The organism is Butyricimonas hominis (assembly GCF_014287455.1).
GTDB classification, from domain to species: domain Bacteria; phylum Bacteroidota; class Bacteroidia; order Bacteroidales; family Marinifilaceae; genus Butyricimonas; species Butyricimonas muris.
On sequence record NZ_JACOOH010000003.1, the window covers coordinates 332,591 to 352,172 of the forward strand.

15 protein-coding genes are annotated in these 19,582 nt (G+C 46.3%); 5 read left to right on the top strand and 10 right to left on the bottom strand.

Annotated features, from left to right (window positions below):
- Window positions 1-15: 15 nt before the first annotated feature.
- From H8S64_RS08235 to H8S64_RS08250, 4 genes are all read right to left on the bottom strand, one after another.
- A complete protein-coding gene (locus H8S64_RS08235) occupies window positions 16-1,512 on the bottom strand; it encodes a RagB/SusD family nutrient uptake outer membrane protein (protein ID WP_255302050.1) in 1,497 nt (498 codons plus the stop codon).
- A gap of 18 nt (window positions 1,513-1,530) precedes the next feature.
- Window positions 1,531-4,923: a SusC/RagA family TonB-linked outer membrane protein gene (locus tag H8S64_RS08240; RefSeq protein ID WP_186975696.1), complete on the bottom strand. Its 3,393-nt coding sequence runs from the start codon at window positions 4,921-4,923 to the stop codon at window positions 1,531-1,533.
- Between the two features lie 170 nt (window positions 4,924-5,093).
- A complete protein-coding gene (locus H8S64_RS08245) occupies window positions 5,094-6,206 on the bottom strand; it encodes a FecR family protein (RefSeq protein WP_255469478.1) in 1,113 nt (370 codons plus the stop codon).
- A gap of 61 nt (window positions 6,207-6,267) precedes the next feature.
- Window positions 6,268-6,849 carry an RNA polymerase sigma factor gene (locus tag H8S64_RS08250; RefSeq protein WP_186975697.1) on the bottom strand — a complete coding sequence of 194 codons (582 nt, stop codon included), beginning with the start codon at window positions 6,847-6,849 and terminating at the stop codon, window positions 6,268-6,270.
- Window positions 6,850-7,210: 361 nt separating this feature from the next.
- Here H8S64_RS08250 and H8S64_RS08255 point away from each other — a divergent pair, with 361 nt between their 5' ends.
- The 3 genes from H8S64_RS08255 to H8S64_RS08265 all read left to right on the top strand — a co-directional run bounded on the left by H8S64_RS08255 (window position 7,211) and on the right by H8S64_RS08265 (window position 10,486).
- Entirely contained in the window at window positions 7,211-8,326 is a 1,116-nt protein-coding gene (locus H8S64_RS08255) for an SPFH domain-containing protein (protein WP_186975698.1), read from the top strand.
- 3 nt (window positions 8,327-8,329) lie between these two features.
- Window positions 8,330-9,412 carry a TFIIB-type zinc ribbon-containing protein gene (locus tag H8S64_RS08260; protein WP_186975699.1) on the top strand — a complete coding sequence of 361 codons (1,083 nt, stop codon included), beginning with the start codon at window positions 8,330-8,332 and terminating at the stop codon, window positions 9,410-9,412.
- A 300-nt stretch (window positions 9,413-9,712) separates the two neighbouring features.
- A complete protein-coding gene (locus tag H8S64_RS08265) occupies window positions 9,713-10,486 on the top strand; it encodes a class I SAM-dependent methyltransferase (protein ID WP_186975700.1) in 774 nt (257 codons plus the stop codon).
- A 198-nt stretch (window positions 10,487-10,684) separates the two neighbouring features.
- On the opposite strand, the gene H8S64_RS08270 is transcribed toward H8S64_RS08265, so the two are convergent.
- The 3 genes from H8S64_RS08270 to H8S64_RS08280 are packed head-to-tail and all read right to left on the bottom strand — an operon-like array spanning window position 10,685 to window position 13,598.
- Entirely contained in the window at window positions 10,685-11,095 is a 411-nt protein-coding gene (locus tag H8S64_RS08270) for a DUF3795 domain-containing protein (protein WP_222621162.1), read from the bottom strand.
- The gene (locus tag H8S64_RS08275) at window positions 11,082-12,320 is read right to left on the bottom strand and encodes a competence/damage-inducible protein A (RefSeq protein ID WP_186975701.1); all 1,239 of its coding nucleotides are present in this window, start codon (window positions 12,318-12,320) and stop codon (window positions 11,082-11,084) included. The genes H8S64_RS08270 and H8S64_RS08275 overlap by 14 nt, the downstream gene beginning before the upstream one ends.
- Window positions 12,321-12,332: 12 nt before the next feature.
- Window positions 12,333-13,598, bottom strand: coding sequence for a M48 family metallopeptidase (locus tag H8S64_RS08280; protein WP_366482539.1), 1,266 nt, complete (start codon window positions 13,596-13,598; stop codon window positions 12,333-12,335).
- A gap of 423 nt (window positions 13,599-14,021) precedes the next feature.
- Here H8S64_RS08280 and H8S64_RS08285 point away from each other — a divergent pair, with 423 nt between their 5' ends.
- Window positions 14,022-15,632, top strand: coding sequence for a fumarate hydratase (locus H8S64_RS08285; RefSeq protein ID WP_099292839.1), 1,611 nt, complete (start codon window positions 14,022-14,024; stop codon window positions 15,630-15,632).
- A 221-nt stretch (window positions 15,633-15,853) separates the two neighbouring features.
- Here the strand turns inward: H8S64_RS08285 and rd are convergent, their stop codons facing one another.
- Window positions 15,854-16,018 carry a rubredoxin gene (rd, locus tag H8S64_RS08290; protein WP_099292841.1) on the bottom strand — a complete coding sequence of 55 codons (165 nt, stop codon included), beginning with the start codon at window positions 16,016-16,018 and terminating at the stop codon, window positions 15,854-15,856.
- A 49-nt stretch (window positions 16,019-16,067) separates the two neighbouring features.
- On the bottom strand, window positions 16,068-17,441 hold the full coding sequence (locus tag H8S64_RS08295) for an aldehyde dehydrogenase family protein (protein WP_186975702.1): 1,374 nt from the start codon (window positions 17,439-17,441) through the stop codon (window positions 16,068-16,070).
- A gap of 105 nt (window positions 17,442-17,546) precedes the next feature.
- Between H8S64_RS08295 and H8S64_RS08300 the strand changes: the two genes are divergently transcribed.
- Window positions 17,547-18,539, top strand: a complete 993-nt coding sequence (locus tag H8S64_RS08300) for an EamA family transporter (RefSeq protein WP_186975703.1) — start codon at window positions 17,547-17,549, stop codon at window positions 18,537-18,539.
- A gap of 66 nt (window positions 18,540-18,605) precedes the next feature.
- Here H8S64_RS08300 and miaA read toward each other — a convergent pair whose 3' ends face one another.
- Window positions 18,606-19,508, bottom strand: coding sequence for a tRNA (adenosine(37)-N6)-dimethylallyltransferase MiaA (gene miaA / locus H8S64_RS08305; RefSeq protein ID WP_186975704.1), 903 nt, complete (start codon window positions 19,506-19,508; stop codon window positions 18,606-18,608).
- Window positions 19,509-19,582 lie beyond the last annotated feature (74 nt).

The window sequence follows — 19,582 nt, forward strand, 5'->3', positions numbered from 1 at the left end:
AATTCTTCCATTAAATTAATAAGACGTTTCATTATTAGGATATTCGGCAATAAACTTATCCGCTGTCATCGGAATATCCCTATCCCCGTTAAAAATATCATGATTCAATCGCTTGTACATGAAAAACGTTTGCCCCTCTGTCAACCCTTCGCGAATCATATCGTACACCAACTTTTCCTTCAAGTCATCCGGATCATCCGGCAAAGCATACTCCTTCACGCCCCGCTGGATTCTCAACGTGGAGAACAACGCTTTCGCCTCCACGATCTGTCCCTTGTTAATCAGACACTCGATCATGATGTGGTACATCTCCGGAAAACGGACCACGGGAATAAGCGGACACTGATGGGTAATATTCGTGGTTACGGTACCACTCATATTAGTTATAGATGCGATAGGACGTTCCCACACCAGATAGCGGTGATTATCATTATACCGGTTATAAAATTTATAACGATAATCATCCGTTTCCAACCCGAAAAGTTTCTCCATTTCATTCATTCTAAAATAATGATCATACGAAGCTGCCTTCTCGAAATTCTCCAGATTATCTTTATTATAGAATCCCAACAGAAGCTCTTCCCAGCGTTTGGGATCGGACATTTCCGGATACGCATCATAATTCCCGTGATTATTGGCAGGTGTCCACTTAAACCATCCCGTATCCACGAATCGTTTGATAGCCTCCGCATTTTTATAAGCCATCTCCTCGTTACCCATCCACATGTATATCCGTGCCAACAATGCGGTTGCACCCCAATAATTCATTCGCAATCCCCGGTAATTCAGGAAATCATCTCCTCCTAACGGGGTTGCATGAGCTCCCGACGTGAAACGATGTTGCCTTCCTTTCGTCCATGCCACGAATTTCAAGGTATCCAAAGGTCCCAACTTCTCCTGCGCGAACTCCATATCCGAAACAATATTCTCAAGCACTTGCTCCATAGTCATTCGCTCCGGCTGATGCTCCGGATACCTCGTCACGTAAGGAATTGCCGGACTGCCTTGATTCGTTCCCGAGGGCACCGGGCAAAACAAGCGTAACATATCAAAATGCAACAACGCCCGCAAGCCGCGCATCTCGGCAAGAATCAACTGTTTCTCTATATCCTTGTTATTAAAAAAAGAACTATCCTTCTTCTCCACCTGCTGTATGATATTATTACAACTAGCTATCACATTATAGGCTTTCGCCCATGTACTTTCCGTCACCTCCTGTACACTCGAATTTTTCCAATTATAATTAGAAGCCTCCACCAACTCCGTGGGCAACCCCGAAGTAAGGTAATTCCGGGCTAAAGCACTGGTAAATCCCCAGCTCAAGTTCTTCCCGTACAAATTCGTAACACTAATTTCCCGGTACACACCGTTCACTGCCATTTGCACCCCGGTATAATCGCCGAAAATCTCCTCTTCCAGTAACACACTGTCGGACTTTATATCCAGCCAATCATTGCACGATGTCAACACCATCGCCGCCAACAACCACTGCATCAATCTCTTCATTTTCATTTCACTCTATTTTTTAGATTAGAAACTTGCATTTAAAGTAAAAGTAAAGGTTCTGGCAAAAGGATAACTTAACCCCATCTCCCGCTTGATAGAAGAAACCGTGGCTATATCATTCATGCTAAACTGAAGCCTTAACATATCCAGACCGATACGTTGAATTAAACCACGATTGAAATCATATCCCACGTTCAACGAATTGAACGTCAAAGTACGGTCTTTTTGCACGAACCGGGAAGTCGGACGGGTAATATAATAACGATCCTTCAAAGACTTCAAAGAAGTCACGTCCCCCGGCTTCTGCCAACGTTGGGAAAGCACCCGGCGATCTGCGTTATTCCGCCACAAATTGACATTTTCCACGTTATCCACCAACGTCTGGTTATACTTGTCACCCCCGAATTCAAACATAAATGTGGTATAGAAAGTAAAGTTCATAAACCGTACATTAATACCCAGCGAACCATTTCCCCAAGGTTCGGTATCCCCTATCTTCTGTTGTTCGTAAGTTGACCACTCGTAACTGATAGTTCCGTCACGCTTGAGATAGATTTCCTGCCCGTCAGCCGGATTTATCCCTTTTGACTTCATCCCGTAAATCGACGTCGTTGAATTACCCGCCTCATACTTCATCACCGGCTTCGAGTACACCCGGTTATCATCCGCTGTCCACAGAATAGAAGTCAACGGGGAATTGGCATCGGCATTGGCATATTTCTTAAAATGCTCGTCTACCCGGTCATTATATTCCTCCAGAGCCTTAGACAACTTTAGAATCTTATTTTCATTATGTGACAGAGAACCGTATATCACGATATCCAACTTCTTGGAAGTATAAGGTTTCACGTTCAGATAGAACTCCATACCCCTGTTCTGGATCTCTCCGGCATTACTCTTGTAACTGGAAAAACCTGCGGAAGCCGGTAAAGAAACATCCGTGATACCGTCAATCGTCTTCCGGTTATACCAGTTAAACCGACCGAACAAAATTCCATGAAAAACACCGACTTCCATCCCCAGATCCCAAGAAAGCGTTTTCTCCCACGTCAACTTATCATTTCCCATGGCAATCAAAGTTGCCCCGATTCCGGTAGGATACCATTGATCCAGCTTGGTTTCGAAAGAATGTCGGGCGGCATAAGGCGGGAAGTTCAACTTACCCGTCTGCCCGTAAGTAGCTTTTACCTTCAATTGATCCAAGAAACTCCATTGTTCGGCGAATGCGTACTTGTGGATATTCACCCCGGCACCGGAAGACCAGAAAGGTCCCCATTTCTTATCGCTCCCGAATTCGGACGAACCGTCACCCCGGAAAGAAAAATCAAACAAATAAATATCATCATAACTATAATTCAACGTGGTAAAGAAACCAAACAAACGGGTTTTATTATCCGTTACCGTGGGTTTCTTCACGATCTCGTAGGCATAAGAAATCGCGTGACGTTTGGCATTGGGAAAACCTTTGTACGCGGACTCCTCGAATTCTCTCTGATCCTCCTTCACGTTGATACCCACCGACAGATTAACATTGTGCTTTCCCAAACTTCGGTTGTACGATGTAAATAAATTCACGTTCCATCCAAAACTCTTCGTTTCGGTCAGATTCCGCTCTCCCTTGGTAAAAGCGGAAGCCGTCACGCTATAAGAGGAAGAAGCCGGATCCGTGAACTTATCCGTATCCGAAATATTATAATTCAAAGCCAACTGCCCCTTAATCTGCCAATAATTACTGATATACCAGTTTATCGTCAAATTATTCGTCCAATCCTTATACCCTGCCTTGGAATAATTTCCCAATCTTGCCTCGTACAAAGGATTTTTCTCTATTGTTCCGGTCAAACCATAGCTAGGCAACGTTTGTACATAATTCCCGTCTTTATCCACCCACTCGTCATACGGGTGACGCCGGGTATAATCAGCAAAAGTACCGTAAGGAGAATCCTTCGTACGCGTGATATCGAAAGTCGTTTGATTCCTCACCTGCAATCCCTTATACCGGTAATCCAACGCAAACCCGGCACCCAACCGATTCCGGTAGGAATCCTTCATCACACCGTTTTGATTATTATAACGCAAATCTATACCAAAACGCACGCTCTCGCTTCCACCCTCCACATAAACACTATGGTTAGCATTAACCTCCGTCCGCAAAGGTTGCGACAACCAATAATTATCCACCCCCTTGGAAACCTTATTGAGTTTCTCTATATAATATTGATTCTTTATTCTTATCTGCGCTATCGGTGTCTGAGAAGCATCTCCCGGATCATAATCAAACAACCCGGCTGCCACCTCGGTTTCCAAGGCTTCCTTGGCATTCATCATATTGTAAGACGACAAATCCGGGGCGGTAATACTCAAATTCCCGCTATAACTAATCCTCAACTCTCCCGGGGCAGGAGCCACCGATTCGATCACGATCACCCCGTTGGAAGCCCGAGAACCATACATGGCTGTTGCCGCCGCATCTTTCAGAATCGTAATATTGGCAATCCTGTTAATATCAAAATCATACACCTTCTCAACACTCACCTCGAAACCATCCAAAATAAAAATAGGAATATTCGGATTGCTCGTCAAAGCGAATTTCGCAACACTGGAAGAACTTCCCATCTCATCCAACTCCTTCACGCTGGCTATTCCCGAACGCCCCCGCACGTAAAACTCCGGCAAAGTATTCGGGTCGGAACCCATCTCGTTATTTTTGACCAACCGCAACGAAGGATCGAATACCGCCAAGGCACTTATCAAATTAAAAGAGGACACTTTCAATATCTCCTCCCGGCTCACTTGCGTGGCAGAACCCGTGAAACTGGATTTCTTGATATTGGCATATCCCGTCACGACCACCTCTTCCACGCTTTTCACATCCTCCCGCATCACCACGTTGATCGTGTCTTTTCCCGAGTATTTCACCTCTTGAGTCTCCATACCCAAAAACGAGAAAAGTAAAGAAAAACCATCCATCCGGGGTAACGTCAAAGCGTATTTACCATCCATATCCGTGGCAGTACCCACGGTTAATCCTTTCACCAAAACGGTCACGCCCGCCAGTGGCAGTTTCTTCTCGTCGGTCACCTTCCCCACGATCCTTATCTCCTTCTTCTCATCCGTTATCGGTTTGAAAGTCACCACGATCAAATTATTCATGATCTCCCACCGGTAATCTTTTCCCAGTAACTTTCCCAAAACTTCTCCCAACTCCTTGTCCTCCACGGAAAGCGAAACCTTACGTTCCACGTCCAACGCCTTGTCATTGAAAAAGAAATACAAACTCGTCTGCTTCTCCAATTCTTTCAGTACTTTCGAAAGTACCTCGTTCTCGCATTTTAGCGACACTTTCTGCTGTTGAGAGTAAGTTGCCGCACTCACGTGTATAAAACACACGCACAGAATAAAAAATGTTAATTTCATAACACGAAGCATTTTTTTTAATAAAAAACTTGACCTAGCAACGTGTAATTGCTTTTTTTTCATAAATTTGAACTTTAAAGTTAGACAATATCCGGGTTTGCTACCAACAAATTACCGGAACATGAAACTTACCGATAGACGCTACCAACAACTATCGGTAATTTTTTATATTACAGTCTGGTGACGACTACATTCCTGTCTTTCAGAGAAAATCGAACATCTACCACCTTTTCGATCACCTTGAACGTTTCCGCTGCCGGCAGATTCTTATCAATCATCCCCGTAAAAGTGTACTCCTCGATTCCACTACCGAAAAAAGTAACCTTTAAACCATACCAACGCTCCATTTGAATCATAATATCCCGTAGCGACATTTTGTTGAAAATAAACATACCGTCTTTCCAACTGGTATACTCCCGCACGTCGACTTCCCTCACGTGAATATCGCCATTCACGCACGCGGCCTGTTCCCCGGGCGACAATACCACCCGTTTCGTTCCGCTCGTCACTTGTACCTTACCGCTCGCCAACGTGGTTTGTACATCCGGTTTTTCCGGGTAAGCATTTATATTGAAACTCGTTCCCAACACCTCCACTTCCATATTCCGGACTTCCACCTTAAAAGGATGCTCCTCATCTCTGACCACTTCAAAATAACCTTCTCCCTCCAAGTACACTTTCCGTTCCGCTCCCCCGAAAGTCACCGGGTACCTCAACTTACTACCGGAATTCAAATACACCACGCTCCCGTCGGAAAGCTGCAAACGAAAATCGGCAGCTACCGGAATTTCAAGAGTATGATATCGCCGAACCGTATCATCCTCGGCTTTTGTTTCATAAACCAATCCCTTCGTACTATCCTGCCGTATCTCCACCATACTCTCTCTCGTCAGATACTTCTGTTGCATTTCCCTCAGATTCAACTCCGAACCGTCGGACAATGTCAGAAGAATAGCATTCTTGGGACGCTCAAACGACACTGCCATTTCACCGGACGGCTTATCCCGATTTAACAGGAATACCCCGCTTAAAAGTAATATAAACGGCAAAATAATCACGGCAGCATACCTTAATACCCGCCGTATCTTGTGACGCCGCACGATAACCGGGTCTTTCACCACCCGATTCCATATCCTGTCATAATCGGGTTCCGGCATAGACGTCAAGTCATACAGCTTCTCTATCGCCTCCCGCACATCCGGATCTATCTTCTTTTCCGGGGAATACTCCTTGGGATACAACACATTCCATAAACTCTCGAACAATTCATCCTTTGTTTTCATGAATACATTCATTTTTCGTTGCATAATAAATGCACTCGAACTGCCCGAAAGGGTGAAAAGATTATAACATTTTTTTCAAGGAAAGTAAAAATAACATAGTAAGCGCCGTATTATCGGGATTATTCTGCACCGACTCCTTTATTTTCTTATAGGCTATCCTGACCTGAGATTTCACTGTATTCACGGCAACTCCCATGGATTCCGCCGTTTCGGCATAACTCACTCCCTCGATTACCGCCATCACGAATATCTTGCGGCATCCCTCCGGCAAAGAATCAACCACCGAGCGAATAGCCTCGATCTTTGGCGTTATATCCTCCTCCTCTTCGTTCAGGAACACCTGTTCCCGAATAATATCCGCTTCCTTTTCCGCCCGCACCTTCTGGTGACGCATATAATTCAACACGTAATTCCTAACCATTTTCCGCAAGTAATTCACGAGCGAATGTTTCACGTTTATCTGTTCCCGGTGACTCCACAAATAAACAAAACTCTCCTGCACGGCATCTTCCGCCACCGCTTGATCACGACTTAATCCCAACGCGACAAAATACAACTCCCGGGAATAATCACGAAACACTTTTTCGAAAGCCTTCACATCCCCGGCAATCAGTCGCTGCACCGTATTTTGTTCATCTGTCATATCCAACATTCTTTGGAAAAGCAAAGATAAAATTAAATTTTAAATATCAATAACCAACATCTGTTAAACAGAAAATTCTTGTCTACATTCAATAAATCTACCTGTTGAATTTCCAAGGCAATCCTACCGTAATACAACCCCTACTCCGTCACAAAATACTTCTACCCCTCTTATCTCCCCGTTGGCAAAGGACGCGATAACCGCCTTACATCCGGCTGATAAGCAAGTTGAGGTAGTATTACCTTAGGATAACGAGAGAATTTCCGTGAAAAAAGATAAATTTACAGAAAGCAAATCGACAACATTGCACAAAAAAATATACTTTTGACGTGAAATTAAAATAACACTAAAGATAAAACACATGGGGCTATTTAGTAAACTTAGAGGCGAGTTTATTGACATCATCGAATTCTTGGACAACACCCAAGACACCATCGTGTACCGTTTCGAAAGACATGGCAACGAGATAAAAAACAACGCTAAACTCATCGTCCGGGAAGGACAAACGGCTGTTTTTGTCAACGAGGGACAAATAGCGGATATATTCACCCCGGGAACTTATACCCTTAACACCGAGAACCTCCCGGTATTAAGCACGTTGAAGGGCTGGAAATACGGTTTCAACAGCCCGTTCAAGGCTGAAGTTTACTTCGTGAGCACGAAAAACTTCTTAGACCAGAAATGGGGAACAAAAAACGCCATTATCCTAAGCGATAATCGATTCGGGATGGTTGAAATACGGGCATTCGGAATATACTCGTTCAAGATTACCGATGCTCCCGTTTTTATCCGGGAGATCGTGGGCACAAACCAATCGTTTACCACCCGGCATATCAGCGAACAATTGAAGAGTATCATCGTCACCCGTTTCTCCGATGCCACGGGAGAGTCAAATTTACCGATCGAGAGTTACGCTTCCAACTTGAACGAATTATCGGAAGCCATCTTCGGTTACATGCAAAGTGACTTTGCCGCCTACGGCATGGAAGTAACGAAATTCCTGATTGAAAACATCTCTATGCCCGAAGATGTGAAAAAAGAAATATTCGAACTCAGCCGTCTGGAAAAAATCGACTTGGATAAATTGACTAAACTAAAAGCCGCCAAAGCCATGGAAGCAGCCGCGGAGAATCCGTCGGGCACAGCCGGAATGGGCGTCGGTCTGGGAGCGGGTATAGCAATGGCCCAACAGATGACTCAAAACATGATGAACCCGTCGGACAGACAAAACGGGCAGAATACCCCTGCCCCCCCCCCGCCATTACCGGGAGAAACACTGTACTACGTCGCCATCAACGGTCAACAGTCCGGTCCCTATAACCTCGCGCGATTACTCGAACTGGTAAAGCAACAAGTTCTGAACCGGGAGTCTCTGGTATGGAAAAACGGATTACCGGAGTGGGTTCCGGCCGGAGAGCAAGCTGACTTACAGAGTTTATGGACAACAACACCCCCGCCGCTTCCAAAACAGAAATAAAGTATGACGGAAGAAACCGAGGACAACCGGACGATCGGTGACACATTCCCGTGTGAATGTTGCGGAGCCGTGCTAAAATACAAACCGGGAACAACATTCCTGCATTGTGAATATTGCGGGGCGGACACCCCAATCCAAACGAAAGTGGTGGTCAATATCAACGAACTGGACTACATGCAACACATCCGGCACGTTGAAGAACTCAACACGCGCAACACAAACATCATCAAATGCCGGAAATGTGGCGCCGAATCGACATTCGACGAAAACGTGAAATCCATGGAGTGCCCCTACTGCGGTACTCCCTTGATTGAAGCCGACGCGCATTATGAACGACTGTTCAAACCATCCTACCTGCTACCGTTCCAAATCTCCGGCAAGGAAATCGATGCCTGCCTCCACAAATGGTTACGGAAATTATGGTTCGCACCCGGTAACTTGAAACAACAAGCCCGTTGCTCCGAAAAAATGCAAGGCGTGTATATCCCTTGTTGGACATACGACGCACAAACGGAAACCCAATACACGGGACAACGGGGTGTTACCTACACGACCTCGGTAGGAACAGGCAAAAACCGACGCACGGTAATCCGCACGGCGTGGAGTTACCGCGACGGAAACATATCCCTCTTTTTCGACGATGTAATGGTTCCGGCGTCCAAATTAATCGCCTCGGGAACCGTGGCAAAAATCGAAGACTGGGACACGGAAAACCTCGTGGAAATGGACAACCGTTTCCTAAGCGGGTTCATCACGGAAAAATACATCATCAACCTCACCCAAGGATTCGAGATTGCCCAAGGCAAAATGGCAACACAAATAGACTCTGCCATCCGACGGGACATCGGTGGCGACAAACAGCGGATTTTATCAAAAAACACACGGTACGACAACATCAAATTCAAATTGATATTACTGCCTGTTTACATGTCGTCTTACTTGTATGGCAAAAAAGTATACCACTTCTTCGTGAACGGAAGAACGGGAGAAGTCACGGGGGATCGCCCCTACAGTACCCTGAAAATCGTGTTCACAATCCTCTTGGGACTTTTGCTAATCGGGGGAATAATATACTACAACCGGTAAGTAAATGACACATACTATTGGAAATAACCCAAAAAGCACTATCTTTACTCCCGGAAATAATACAATTGCTTTTTGAAAACAACAAATTCTAAGAAGATAAATGCGTAATTAACAGTCTGTAATCTTTTCAGACTGGGCTTTTCGATTCGGGTATTCCACCCGGAATGATTTCTTATTGAAAATACTTTTAAGGTTTTGAAGCACATCCACGGGTGCCTCGAAAATCATCATTTGAATCCTTGTGCCCGAAAAGCACGTGATTCAAAACATATTATTCATTATTCAAAAAACAAGTACATCATGAAAGAAGAATTGAAATTAATCGCGGACTTCGACATGAACATGATCGAAGACTTTTTCTCACCATTGGATCGTCAAGGTCCCGGAAGTGAAGAGGTAACAAAACTGGCGTTAAGCTTCGTCGGGAATCTATCCCCGGAATCAAAAATCGCCGATATCGGTTGCGGGGCGGGAGGACAAACCCTAACCCTCGCGGCGAATACGCGAGGGAAAATCACGGCTATTGATTTACTACCCAAGATGATTGCCAGAGTAAACGATCGCATGAAACAACATGGATTCAGCGACCGGGTATCCGGAATCACGGGTTCTATGGCAGAATTACCGTTTAAAGAAAACGAACTGGACTTGATTTGGGCGGAGGGTTCAATTTACAACATCGGGTACGAGAGAGGATTGAACGAGTGGAAAAAATTTCTAAAACCGGGGGGAATAATTGCCGTTTCGGAAGCATCATGGTTCACGCCGACACGTCCCGAAGAAATAGACCGTTTCTGGACATTCCATTACAGTGAAATCGATTTGATCTCGACCAAAATAAAACAAATGGAACAGGCGGGATATACTCCCGCGGCACATTTCGTGTTACCCGAAAATTGTTGGACAGAAAACTTCTTCCGTCCCGCGCAAGAACATGCGGAATCATTCCTGCAAAAATACAAGTACAGCGATGACGCCAAAACCTTCGTGACCGGACAATTGAACGAGAGCAATCTCTATCAACGATACAAATCGTATTACGGTTATGTATTCTACATCGGAATAAAAAATTAAAATACCAAAAGAATGTGTCAAAAGTCATTTACCTCTAAAAACTCCTCCGTCTGCTTCGCATCCACCTCCTCTATAAACAGAGGAGGAGCTGGTGACACTTACCGAAGACGGTGAGTATTTTAGCTCTCCCTCTGTTTATAGAGGGAGTACCCCGAAGGGGGGAGGGAGTTTTAAAATGACTTTTGACACCCACTTTTCTCATCTCTCTCCACCACAAAACATACACGCTTTCAAATGTACGGACAGGACATTCCCACACACTTTACATCTCCATTTTTCCCGTTCCTCTTCCAAGAAACGAACTTCACCAACTTCTTGCACCCGTCTAAGATTATCGATAAGACTTATCCCGTAATTAGTCCGGTATCGTTTATCCAATCCTTTCACCGACAAGCAAGGGAACTTCTCGCATTCGTGGCAATAATGCCCCCCGGATTCCCGCGAAAGAAGACAATTCTTAATACGACAGGAGGTACAATGTTTCATCTTCACACCATCAGACCAACATCCCCTACATGGCTTTTTCTTTCTCAAATAAGCCATACACACCCCACAATTCACCCCACACGGGGCAACCGAATTTTCCTTGAAAAAATTATCTATTTCCACCGCGAATTTCTTCAATAACCAACTCTATCGCTTTCACGGTAGCTTTGCCGATATTCCTTTCCCGCGTAAAAGAAAAGGTAAACTTGCGGGCGACCGTCCTTCCCGGTCCGGCAACACCGATCCAGACCGTACCGATCGGTTTCTCCGGCGTACCACCCGTGGGCCCCGCGATGCCGGACGTGGACACCCCGTAGTCGGTTCCAATCAGGCGGCGTACACCTTCTGCCATTTGTCGCACCACGGGTTCGCTAACGGCACCAAATTGTTCCAGATCCTCCCGGCTCACTCCAAGCACCCGTTCCTTCACGTCATTGGCATAAGCGACCACGCTTCCCCTGAAATAAGCCGAAGCCCCGGCAATGGAAGTCAATTGGGCGGCAATATTCCCACCCGTGCAACTCTCGGCGGTAGCGATCGTCCTTCCTTTCATCAACAGCAACTCTCCCAATTCCCGCTCCGTCCCCCCGTTCTCTCCTTCCGTGTAATGCAATCCCTCCAGTGTTTCTTTCAACCCGTCGAAACGGGCATCCAAATTATACACCTGCTTTCCCTTAGCCGTCAATCGCAACATAACAAATCCCGGGGAAGGCAGATAAGCCAGACTGAATCCCTCGGGAAGCGTTTCTTCCCATTGACTCAATCGGATAGCCAATTCCGACTCCGGGATATCATACACCTTCAGCATCCTGTAATCCAGTTGCAGGTGCGGGAACAAGTGTTGCAACCCGGGAACCACACTTTGCATCATCAAATCCTCCATCTCGAAAGGCACGCCCGGCAAAGAAACCAATACTTTCCCGTCCCGTTCGAACCACATGCCGGAAGCCGTCCCCTTGCGGTTGAACAGAATCTTTGCCGATTCGGGTTGAAGAGCCTGACCGCGATTCGCCTCATTCATACTCATTCCCCCGTTCTCCAACAACTTCTCGATCCACTTCAACACCTCCTCGTTCATCACCAAGCGGGTATTGAAATAATCCGCCAACACCTTCTTCGTCACGTCATCTTTCGTCGGTCCGAGCCCACCGGTCACGATAACCAGCTCCGCCCGCTTCATGGCGTAATCCACCCAATGGCATATCTCCTCCCGATCGTCGGCAATAGATAAAATATCAATCACTTCCGCCCCGAGGCGAGTCAATTGTTTCGAAATATATTGTGAATTGGTATCCAGTATCTGTCCTAACAGGATTTCATCACCGATTGTAATAATGATCGCTTTCATGGATTTACATTTTTATTCGTGAATACGTTTAATTGCCTTAATCCGTTTCAATAAAGAAGGATGAGAATAATGAATATACTCGTACAGCGGGTGAGGCGTCAGATTGCTCAAAGACTTCACCGATATTTTCTTCAATCCCGACACGAGATACTCCCCCTCGTAATGAGTCCCGGCGAAAGCATCCGCCTCGTACTCGTTCTTCCGTGACCACACGTTCATGCCGATACTCAAAATCAAGTTAACCGGAGAATAAAGTATAGCGAAAGCCATCAATCCCAACTGGAAATATGCCTTATCGCCTCCTAACGCCCCGGACAATGCCGCATTGTTGACACACAGGGAAAACAGCCAGAGTATAATACCCGTTTGCACTATCGAAAGTCCCATGGACTGTAACGTGTGCCGTTTCTTGTAATGCCCGATCTCGTGCGCCAGCACGGCAACGATCTCCTCTTCCGTCAAATCGTCAATCAACGTGTCGTACAACACCACCCGTTTCTTGGGCCCCAGTCCCGTGAAATAAGCGTTAGCCTTTGTCGAACGTTTCGAGCCGTCGATCACGTATATATTATCCAACTTGAATCCCACCTTCCCGGCAAACGCCTGAATCTTATCCCGCAAACTCCCCTCTGGCAAAGGAGTCTGTTTATTAAACAGAGGCACTATCAACTGGGAATAAAACATCCCCATGAAAAGCGAAAACACGATCACGACTCCCCAAGCGTACAGCCAGAAAGAAGCGCCCGCCCACGTGTAGAACCACACGACAAGTGCCAGCAACACGCCTCCCATGACAAGAGAAACCAGTAATTCCTTCACGGCATCGAGCCAGAAAATCTTCTTCGTGGTTTTATTGAACCCGTATTTTTCTTCAATATGAAAGGTAGCGTAATAATCGAAAGGGATATCCAACACGGATGAAGCCAAAGACAACCCGACCACGAAAAGAAGCGTCTGCCACACGGCACTATCGGTCACGGACACCACCCAATCATTGTACCACCCGAAACCGCCCGCCAGAAGGAAAATCATCATCACGGCAAAGCCGAACCCGGAACTCCAACTGTCCAACCGTCCGTTTTCCCGCTTGTACGACTGGAAACGCCCGTATTCCCTCTCGTCATAGATACCCTTCAGACTCTCGGGTAACACGGGCGACATATGCTTAAAATTCAAATGTTCCAGCACCCGTTCAAGGATAAAATCCAGACACAGGAAAACAACAATAACAATAAATATCATTTTACCTCCGGTAAAGTTACAGGTTACATTTGCCACAAGCGGCAAGTTACAAGTTTAAATTCTTGAACAAAGATACAACAAATTTCATAACCTGCAACTTGCCAGAGGCAAATGTAACCTGCTAGGGCAAACGCATCAAAACGCTTTTCGTCCGGTTCATAAAGTTGAGCTTTCAGCTCCTAAAGTTTATAAAGTTCATAAAGTAACGGGCGTCCTTCGGACAAGGTTTACCGGCAGCCATGCTGCCGTGGACAAAGCGCCCCGCAGGGTCTAAGAACCTTATAAACCTTATGAACTTTATAAACTTTTGACTAAAAGGGCAAAAAGCGTTTTGACGCGTTTGCCCCGTGTAAATATAATTTGCGTTTCTCATTTATTAATTCTAATTTCGTTGCGACAAATTAAAGAAATTTTTCCGTTATGGAACAATAGAATATAAACACAAAAACAATACAGATTATGGCAGAATTCAAGTATCAAGAACCATTTCCGATACAGAAAGATGACACGGAATATCGTTTATTAACAAAGGATTACGTGAAGACAATAGAAGTCGAAGGACGTAAAATACTGAAGATTGAAAAAGAGGGGCTTGAATTACTTGCCCGGGAAGCGTACGCCGACGTATCTTTCTATCTTCGCGCTTCTCACTTGCAGAAATTAGCCAATATCCTACAAGACCCGGAAGCCAGTGACAACGATAAATTTGTCGCTCACACCATGTTAATGAATCAAGTCGTGTCCGCCGAGGGAGAACTCCCCACCTGTCAGGACACGGGTACCGCCATCGCTATCGGCAAGAAAGGTGAAAACGTGTGGACCGGATTCAACGACGCCGAGGCGATCAGCAAAGGGGTGTATGAAACCTACCGCGATCGCAACCTGCGTTACTCGCAGGTAGTACCTTACACCATGTTCAACGAGAAAAACAGCGGAACGAACCTTCCCGCGCAAATCGACCTGTACGCCACGCAAGGCAATAAATACGAGTTCCTGTTTATCACCAAAGGAGGCGGTTCTGCCAACAAGACTTTCCTCTATCAACAGACCAAAGCCCTTCTGACCGAGGAAGCGTTGACCAAGTTCATCAAGGAAAAGGTGAAAGACTTGGGTACTTCCGCTTGTCCTCCCTACCACCTGGCCGTGGTCATCGGCGGAACTTCTGCCGAAACCTGCTTGGCGACCGTGAAGAAAGCATCCGCGGGATATTACGACAACCTGCCTACCGAGGGAAACGAGGGCGGTCAGGCATTCCGCGATCTGGAATGGGAAGCCAAAATACAGAAAATTTGCCAAGATATGGGTATCGGGGCACAATTCGGCGGCAAATACTGGGTACATGATGTACGGGTAATCCGTATGCCGCGTCACGCCGCATCCTGCCCCGTGGGAATCGGTGTCAGTTGCAGTGCCGACCGCAACATCAAGGCGAAGATCACCGAAGACGGAATCTTCCTCGAACAACTCGAGAAGAATCCCGCGCGTTTCCTACCCGCCGAGAATCCGGCTCTAGCCCCTGCCGTGGATATAGATTTGGATCAACCCATGGAGGAAGTACTGAAGATATTAAGCCAATACCCGGTAAAAACTCGTTTGAACCTGTCGGGAACCCTAATCGTGGCACGCGATATCGCGCACGCCCAAATCAAAGCGATGCTCGACGCGGGCAAACCCATGCCGGAATATTTCAAGAAACACCCGATCTATTACGCCGGTCCCGCCAAGACACCCAAAGGTATGGCATCCGGGAGCTTCGGTCCCACAACAGCCGGACGTATGGACCCGTACGTTGACTTGTTCCAAGACCACGGCGGTTCCATGATTATGGTTGCCAAAGGTAACCGTTCGCAAGCCGTTACCGACGCCTGCAAGAAGCATGGCGGATTCTATCTCGGTTCCATCGGCGGACCTGCCGCGATCCTTGCCAAGGAAAGTATCAAATCGGTTGAAATCGTCGCTTTCGAAGAATTAGGAATGGAAGCTATCCGGAAAATCCGGGTTGAAAACTTCCCCGCCTTCATCATCGTCGATGACAAAGGAAACGACTTCTTCGCCGAGTGGGCACATTAAAATTACCCTTGGGCTACCTATACACTACCTCATGAACGTAGCATAGACGTAGCATGAACGTAGCATGGACGTACACGAGCGTCCATGCTATGTCAATGGTATGTAAAAGCAGTATTTTTAAGATGGGATAAGGGTGAAATAAAGATAGCGCATACATAAAAAAAGACCGGCTAACTGAAATGAGATGTTTCTCAAAAGTTAGCCGGTCTTCTTTTTAATTTTTATTCCTCTACCGGTTCGAAGTCTTCTTTACCGACGCCGCAAAGCGGGCAAACCCAATCTTCCGGAATATCTTCAAAAGCGGTTCCGGGTGCAATACCCCCGTCCGGATCACCCTCCGCGGGATCATAGATATAACTGCAAACTGTGCAAATGTACTTTTTCATAGCGCTATTGTTTTTAAATTTCAACAAATATAATAATTCTTATCAGACATCACATAAATTTTTTAATCAATTTCAAATGCTTATACGGGGCATAACGAAAATGGTTATCAATAAAGGTGGGAGAAATTACAACAGATTTCAAATTACTGAACAATTCAAAACTCGCCTTCCCGTGATACTTGCCCATCCCGCTCGTTCCGACACCCCCGAAAGGTAAATGAAAATTACCCACATGAATAATTGTATCGTTGATACAAGCTCCGCCAGAAGTAGTGTGTTTCAACACTTTTTCTGCCGACGCCGAAGGTCCGAAATAATACAACGCCAAAGGCTTTTCTCGTTTATTCACGAAATCTATCGCCTCATCCAACTCCTTGTAATTCAAAATCGGCAAAACCGGTCCGAAAATCTCTTCCCGCATGATCGGGCTATCCGGCTCCACACCCGTCAACACGGTCGGCGCGATATATTTATCTTCAACATCGACCTCTCCCCCCACGACCACTTGCCCGGAGGAATGCATCAACTTCATCAGACGTTTCGTTCCTTCCTGATGAATAATTCTCGTGTAATTCGGGCTCTCCACGGGATTCTCCCCGTAGAAAAGTTGTATCGCGCGTTTCACTGCCGCCACGAAAGCCGCTTCACGCTCCGCCGGAATAAGAACATAATCCGGAGCCACGCAAGTCTGTCCCGCGTTCAGGAACTTCCCCCAAGCAACACGCCGAGCCGCAATCTCCAGATTCGCGTCCCGATCCATGATACAGGGACTTTTACCCCCCAATTCCAGCGTCACGGGCGTCAGATGCCGGGAAGCCGCCTCCATGACCTGCCTCCCGAAACGAGGTCCTCCCGTGAAAAAGATATAATCGAACCGCTCCTCCAGCAAGCGATTGACCATTTCCCCGTCCCCCTCGAACATAGCCACATGACCGGGATCAAACACCGCAGCAACAATCTCCCCGAGCACCTTTGTCGTCGCCGGGGCAAAAGGAGAAGGCTTCAACACGGCACAATTCCCCGCCGAAATAGCCCCGATCAAAGGTGCCATAATTAACTGGAACGGGTAATTCCAAGGAGCTATAATAAGCACCACCCCGTAAGGTTCGTACATGATCCGACTACGAGAAGGCAAAAAAGGTAACGGGGTGGGCACCCGCTTTCCTTTCGCCCAACGCCTCAAATGCTTCACGTGATAATCTATCTCGCCGATGACCACCCCGATCTCCGTCAGGTATGCCTCGCCCTCGGACTTCCTCAGATCCTCCCACAAAGCCTTGTTTATACTCTCCACTCGTGAAAGAATAGCTTTTTTCAATTCTCTCAATTTCGCCAATCGCCATGAAATATCACGAGTAATTCCCTGCCTGTAAAACACTTGGAGGGATTCCGCGTACCCGTGCCGCGTATTCGATTCTGTCATTACCGGTTCTGTTATATTTAGCAAAACAAAGATATATTTTATTTTAATAAAAAACTTTTCACCCGAACATATCGTTATATCCGAACCAAATTAAAATAACCAAGCATGAAAATAGGTGCCCTATACGCGTTGTTATCTATTATCACATGGGCAATAATCAGCGTTATTACCCGCTTCTGCATCGTGTACTTGGAAGCGAACATCCTCGTGTTCGCCACGTTACAGATATTCTCGGCAGGAGTGGCACTGTTGCTCATCCGAAAACCCGTCACCCGTGAAGGCTGGCGTTCGGGTGTAAAATACTCGTGGCTGTACACGATACTTCAAATATGCCGTAACTTTTTCCTTGCCGCCGTTTACCTGTATATCACCAGCACGGAAACGAGTTTATTGATAAACGGGGAAATAGTGGTGACCACGATTTTCGCTTACATTTTCTTTAAACGCCGCCCCCACCCGAGTAATATTTTCGGTATGCTCGTCATCATGGTAGGCATCGTGTTATTCATACAATCGCTACCGGAAGTCATACAATTACGAGTCAGCGTACTCATGTCCGCGGTTATTATAGCCAGTTGCACCCGTGCTATCGTGGTCGAGAAAACAACTATCGCAAGTCCCGACACAACCACCCGCCAGAAATGCGGTATTTCCGGGTTCACCATGTTCTGGGGTGGTATTATCGTGATGTCGGCACTTACCGTCATCGCTATCGGGGAACATATTTTCGCCCCGGGATTCTTCGACAGCCATCCCTCGTGGTTCTATTTGCCCCGAATTGAAGATATCCTTCACCCCACGACTATCGTGTCGGCGTGCCTCACGGGATTCATGCTAACTTCCCTATCGACCTACCTGTATTACGCCACCCTACAAACCGCCACGGCAGAAACCTTTATGACTTTCCGGGCATTCCAACCCATGTTGACCTACGGGCTCGAATCGCTTGTCGCGGTTTACGCTATCAATTTAAAACCCGATTTGGATATAAAGGATTATATTCTCGGGTGCGTTATCATTTTAGGTTCGTTCCTTATCCTACTCATGCCGCCCCGACGCACCAAGCAACTGGAGCCGAAACAATACATGACGGACTAAATAATTGAAAATGGAAAATTGAAAATGGAAAATGGATTCCTTTACAAGACAGAGTAATTCAATCACTTAATCTAAAATCAAGGAATTTAAAATGGATCGGATTTCCTCTTTTTGGGAGGGATGGAACCAATGGATGTCCGGGTCATTACGATACCATGTAAGTTGCTTTTTGGCGTAACGGCGGGTATTACGCTTTATCAGACGGATAGCCTCTTCCCGGTCAAACTTCCCATCAAAATAATCAAACCATTCCTTGTATCCCACGGTGTTCAACGCGTTCAAATGCCGTAACGGGTAAAGGGCTCGCGCTTCTTCCTCCATACCCGATTCAACCATAATATCCACGCGCCGGTTGATACGGTCGAACAATTCTTCCCGTTCCCGGTTCAGTCCGATCTTCACGATATTAAATTCCCGCTCTTTCACGGTGCGCGTCAAAAAAGAAGAATACGGCTTTCCCGTCATCAGGCAAACTTCCAATGCGTGCATAACCCGTTTACCGTTCTTCAGATCCACTCGCGCGTACCACTCCGGGTCCAACTTCTTTAATAACATACGCGAGGCTTCTATCCCGTCCCGTTCGAACATCTCTTTCACCGACGCCCGCACCTCGTCGTCAATAGTAGGCATCTCGTCAATCCCTTTGCACACCGCGTCAATATACATCATCGAACCGCCCGCCATAACCACGACATCCCTCTCCTCAAAAAGCTCCCGTATCTTACGTAAAGCCTGCTGCTCAAATTCCCAGCAATTAAAATAATCCCGCACGGATACGGTCTGAATAAAAAAATGAGGAACTGCCGCCAGTTGCTCTCGCTCCGGTACGGCAGTTCCTATATTCATTTCTTTATAAATCTGTCGGGAATCACAAGAAATTACAGATGTCCGGTAATGCCTCGCCAACTCTATACTCAAGTCTGTCTTCCCCACCCCCGTCGGTCCTAACAATACCAGCAATGTCTTCATCCATTTAAAGATTTTTGATTTACGATTTATGATTTACGATTATAATTTCAAATTTATGATTTTAGAAAATCAAT

What these genes read in the sequence shown, in the direction of transcription:
- rd (WP_099292841.1), bottom strand. Translation starts at nt 16,018, where the DNA reads ATGAAAAAGTACATTTGCACAGTTTGCAGTTATATCTATGATCCCGCG.
- H8S64_RS08250 (WP_186975697.1), bottom strand. Translation starts at nt 6,849, where the DNA reads ATGACAGATGAACAAAATACGGTGCAGCGACTGATTGCCGGGGATGTG.
- H8S64_RS08295 (WP_186975702.1), bottom strand. Translation starts at nt 17,441, where the DNA reads ATGACAGAATCGAATACGCGGCACGGGTACGCGGAATCCCTCCAAGTG.
- H8S64_RS08255 (WP_186975698.1), top strand. Translation starts at nt 7,211, where the DNA reads ATGGGGCTATTTAGTAAACTTAGAGGCGAGTTTATTGACATCATCGAA.
- H8S64_RS08260 (WP_186975699.1), top strand. Translation starts at nt 8,330, where the DNA reads ATGACGGAAGAAACCGAGGACAACCGGACGATCGGTGACACATTCCCG.
- H8S64_RS08285 (WP_099292839.1), top strand. Translation starts at nt 14,022, where the DNA reads ATGGCAGAATTCAAGTATCAAGAACCATTTCCGATACAGAAAGATGAC.
- H8S64_RS08265 (WP_186975700.1), top strand. Translation starts at nt 9,713, where the DNA reads ATGAAAGAAGAATTGAAATTAATCGCGGACTTCGACATGAACATGATC.
- H8S64_RS08275 (WP_186975701.1), bottom strand. Translation starts at nt 12,320, where the DNA reads ATGAAAGCGATCATTATTACAATCGGTGATGAAATCCTGTTAGGACAG.
- H8S64_RS08240 (WP_186975696.1), bottom strand. Translation starts at nt 4,923, where the DNA reads ATGAAATTAACATTTTTTATTCTGTGCGTGTGTTTTATACACGTGAGT.
- miaA (WP_186975704.1), bottom strand. Translation starts at nt 19,508, where the DNA reads ATGAAGACATTGCTGGTATTGTTAGGACCGACGGGGGTGGGGAAGACA.
- H8S64_RS08235 (WP_255302050.1), bottom strand. Translation starts at nt 1,512, where the DNA reads ATGAAAATGAAGAGATTGATGCAGTGGTTGTTGGCGGCGATGGTGTTG.
- H8S64_RS08245 (WP_255469478.1), bottom strand. Translation starts at nt 6,206, where the DNA reads ATGAAAACAAAGGATGAATTGTTCGAGAGTTTATGGAATGTGTTGTAT.
- H8S64_RS08300 (WP_186975703.1), top strand. Translation starts at nt 17,547, where the DNA reads ATGAAAATAGGTGCCCTATACGCGTTGTTATCTATTATCACATGGGCA.